This is a genomic window from Salipiger sp. HF18, from assembly GCF_011806505.1.
Lineage (GTDB): Bacteria > Pseudomonadota > Alphaproteobacteria > Rhodobacterales > Rhodobacteraceae > Salipiger > Salipiger thiooxidans.
Genome location: NZ_JAATOS010000432.1, coordinates 1 through 3,351, shown reverse-complemented (window position 1 = coordinate 3,351; position 3,351 = coordinate 1). Strand labels below are relative to the sequence as shown.

Sequence of the window (3,351 nt, the reverse complement as noted above, 5' to 3'; positions counted from 1 at the left end):
CCCCCGATCCGCGCCCCGAAACCACACCCCCCCCCCCTTCATCTTGCCGGGCAAACTCCGGGGGAGTCCCGCAGGGACGGGGCAGCGCCCCCTGCACCGCCCGCCACGGGCGCAACGTCAGGCGCTCAGCCCAGACGATACATGTAGGTGGTGGCGTCCCGCCGGTCGCTGCCCTCGGGGGCGAGGGCAAAGCCGGGGATCTCGCCCGCCACCTCGAAGCCGAGGCTAGCATAGAGGAGCTGCGCCGCGTCGCCGCTGCGGGTGTCGAGGGTGACGAGGCTGCGCCCTTCCACGGTAGCGCGGGCGAGGAGCGCGGACATCAGGGCCCGCGCATGGCCGCGGCGGCGGTGGGCGGAGGCGACGAGCATCTTCGAGACCTCGGCGCGGTGAACCTGGTTCGGCATCATCTCGAGCGCCAGCTGCACGGTGCCCACCAGCACCCCGCCCTCGAAGGCGGCCCAGAGCACCCGGCCACCCCGGCGCAGCGAGGGAAACACGCTCGCGGTCCAGAACGCCTCGGCCTCGGGCTGTGAAAAGGGCATCACGAAGCCCACGCTGGCGCCGTCTTCGACGCACATGCGCAAGAGCGTGCCCAGCTCGGCGGCAAGCGCCTCGGCCTCGTCCGGGGACAGTTCGCGGATCACGAGGCTCATGGCGTCACCAGCACGAGCATGTAGCGCGCGGCCTCGTCCGGCGGGGTCTCGAAGCAGGAGCCGCCGCTCAGCCGGTAGCGCAGCGCGTCGCCGGGCATCAGATCGTGTACCTGCCCCTCCAGCGTGACCTGAAGCCGCCCCGAGAGCAGCACGAGGTGATGCTCGAGCCCCGGCACCGGCGCGGCGTCGTAGGCAATGCGGGTGGCGGGCTCGAGCCGGCACTCCAGCACCTCCGCCGCGAGTGCCGCGCTGCCGGGCGAGACCACCCGGCGGGTGAAGCCCGCGTCCTGCCAGACCGCCTGCGCGTCCCGGGGTACCAGCGGCGTGACGCTTTCCTCGACCATCGCCAACAGCCGCGACATGGTGAGCCCGTAGGCGGTACAGAGCTTGCCCAGCACCTCGGCGGTGGGGCTGACCTCGGCCTTTTCCAGCCGCGACAGCGCCGCGCGGCTGACGCCGCTGGCCGACGCCAGCTGGTCGAGGGTCAGGCCTCGCTCGGCGCGCAACTGCGCAAGACGGCGCGACAGGCGGGAGGTGAGGGTGTCGGACATGGGGCCTCAACGCATATCGGGAATTATTCCCAGATTCGAGATATGCGCCCCGAACGCCCACCATGCAAGGGTTTTCGCCCCTCCCCGGCCGGAGGCCCGGCAAACGCCCGGCGACGTTGCGTGCGATTTTTCCCGCCGAGGTGGTCCGAGCCCTTTGACACCCGCGCCCGCTCTAGTTAGGCTGCCGGAAAGTTTAACACTAAACTAGTTGGGGAGGAATCGCATGGCCGCCCGGAAAGCCGCTGCCAAGCCGAACGTCTCGCCCGAGGAGCTCAAGCAATACTACCGTGATATGCTGCTCATCCGCCGCTTCGAAGAGAAGGCGGGTCAGCTCTACGGTATGGGGCTCATCGGAGGCTTTTGTCACCTTTACATCGGCCAGGAGGCCGTCGTCGTCGGGCTCGAAGCCGCGGCGGAAGAGGGCGACAAGCGCATCACCTCTTATCGCGACCACGGCCACATGCTGGCCTGCGGCATGGACCCCAACGGCGTCATGGCCGAGCTCACGGGCCGCGAAGGCGGTTACTCGAAGGGCAAGGGCGGCTCGATGCACATGTTCAGCCGAGAGAAGCACTTCTACGGCGGTCACGGCATCGTCGGCGCGCAGGTGCCGCTGGGTGCGGGCCTCGCCTTCGCCGACAACTACCTCGAGAACAAGCGCGTGACCTTCACGTATTTCGGGGACGGCGCCGCCAACCAGGGCCAGGTCTACGAGACCTTCAACATGGCCGCCCTCTGGAAGCTGCCGGTGGTGTTCGTGATCGAGAACAACCAGTACGCCATGGGCACCTCGCAGAAGCGCTCGACCTCGACCGACGACATCCACACCCGCGGCGCGCCCTTCGGCATCCAGGGCGAGATCGTCGACGGCATGGACGTGCTGGCGGTGAAGGAAGCGGGCGAGAAGGCCGTCGCGCACTGCCGCGCGGGCAAGGGCCCCTACATCCTCGAGATCAAGACCTACCGCTACCGCGGTCACTCCATGTCGGACCCGGCCAAGTACCGGACCCGCGAGGAGGTGCAGAAGATGCGCGAAGAGCGCGACTGCATCCAGAACGTCCGCGACCTGCTGCTTCAGGGCAAGCACGCCACCGAGGACGACCTCAAGGCGATCGACAAGGAAATCAAGGACATCGTGAACGCCTCGGCCGAGTTCGCCAAGGAGAGCCCGGAACCTGCGCTCGACGAGCTCTGGACCGACATCTACTCCGACGACGTGCCCCAGGGCGACGCGATCGAGGCCTGAGGCAGGAGAGACGAAGCAATGGCAACGCAAATTCTGATGCCCGCCCTGTCCCCCACCATGGAAGAGGGCACACTGGCAAAATGGCTGGTGAAAGAGGGCGACACCGTGTCCTCGGGTGACATCCTGGCCGAGATCGAAACCGACAAGGCGACGATGGAATTCGAAGCCGTCGACGAGGGCATCGTCGGCAAGATCCTCGTGGCCGAAGGCTCCGAGGGCGTGAAGGTCAACACGCCCATCGCGGTGATGGTCGAGGAAGGCGAAAGCGTCGACGACGCCGAGTCCCCTGCCCCGTCCGGCGACAGCGCCCCGGCGCAAGAAACCCCGGCCGCTCCGGTCGAGGCGGCCCCCGCCTCGGCTCCGGCCACCCCCAAGGCCAAGGCGGTCGAGCCCGACTGGCCCGAGGGCACCGAGATGAAGACCCAGACCGTGCGCGAGGCGCTGCGGGATGCCATGGCCGAGGAGATGCGCTCGGACGCCAACGTCTTCGTCATGGGCGAGGAAGTGGCCGAGTACCAGGGCGCCTACAAGGTGACCCAGGGCCTGCTGGACGAGTTCGGCTCGAAGCGCGTCATCGACACGCCGATCACCGAACACGGCTTCGCCGGCATCGGCGTGGGCGCGGCCTTCGGCGGCCTGAAGCCGATCGTCGAGTTCATGACCTTCAACTTCGCCATGCAGGCGATCGACCAGATCATCAACTCGGCGGCCAAGACGCTCTACATGTCCGGCGGCCAGATGGGTTGCCCGATGGTGTTCCGCGGCCCCAACGGCGCCGCCGCCCGCGTGGGTGCGCAGCACAGCCAGGATTACGCAGAAGGGGAAGCGATGATAAAGGGCATCAAGGTGGAGAGGAGGGAAGAGGGAGAGGAAGAGAAGGGCAGGCAGAAGGCGGCGAGAA

General features: G+C 67.9%; 4 protein-coding genes. 2 read left to right on the top strand and 2 right to left on the bottom strand.

Annotated elements, in window-relative coordinates; translation table 11 throughout:
* Nucleotides 1-125 precede the first annotated feature (125 nt).
* Together HC022_RS21890 and HC022_RS21885 are read right to left on the bottom strand one after the other, a co-directional pair.
* Nucleotides 126-653 (bottom strand): GNAT family N-acetyltransferase, encoded by a 528-nt coding sequence (locus HC022_RS21890; RefSeq protein ID WP_167453817.1) that lies wholly within the window; start codon nt 651-653, stop codon nt 126-128.
* Nucleotides 650-1,204: a helix-turn-helix domain-containing protein gene (locus HC022_RS21885; protein ID WP_167453816.1), complete on the bottom strand. Its 555-nt coding sequence runs from the start codon at nt 1,202-1,204 to the stop codon at nt 650-652. The genes HC022_RS21890 and HC022_RS21885 overlap by 4 nt, the downstream gene beginning before the upstream one ends.
* Before the next feature lie 223 nt (nt 1,205-1,427).
* Here HC022_RS21885 and pdhA point away from each other — a divergent pair, with 223 nt between their 5' ends.
* On the top strand, nt 1,428-2,450 hold the full coding sequence (pdhA, locus tag HC022_RS21880; protein ID WP_008884901.1) for a pyruvate dehydrogenase (acetyl-transferring) E1 component subunit alpha: 1,023 nt from the start codon (nt 1,428-1,430) through the stop codon (nt 2,448-2,450).
* An 18-nt stretch (nt 2,451-2,468) separates the two neighbouring features.
* A partial coding sequence (locus HC022_RS21875) for a pyruvate dehydrogenase complex E1 component subunit beta (RefSeq protein WP_167453815.1) occupies nt 2,469-3,351 on the top strand: 883 nt, incomplete at its 3' end.

Excerpts from the sequence above, each read along its gene's own strand:
- HC022_RS21890 (WP_167453817.1), bottom strand. The coding sequence starts at position 653 with ATGAGCCTCGTGATCCGCGAACTGTCCCCGGACGAGGCCGAGGCGCTT.
- pdhA (WP_008884901.1), top strand. The coding sequence starts at position 1,428 with ATGGCCGCCCGGAAAGCCGCTGCCAAGCCGAACGTCTCGCCCGAGGAG.
- HC022_RS21885 (WP_167453816.1), bottom strand. The coding sequence starts at position 1,204 with ATGTCCGACACCCTCACCTCCCGCCTGTCGCGCCGTCTTGCGCAGTTG.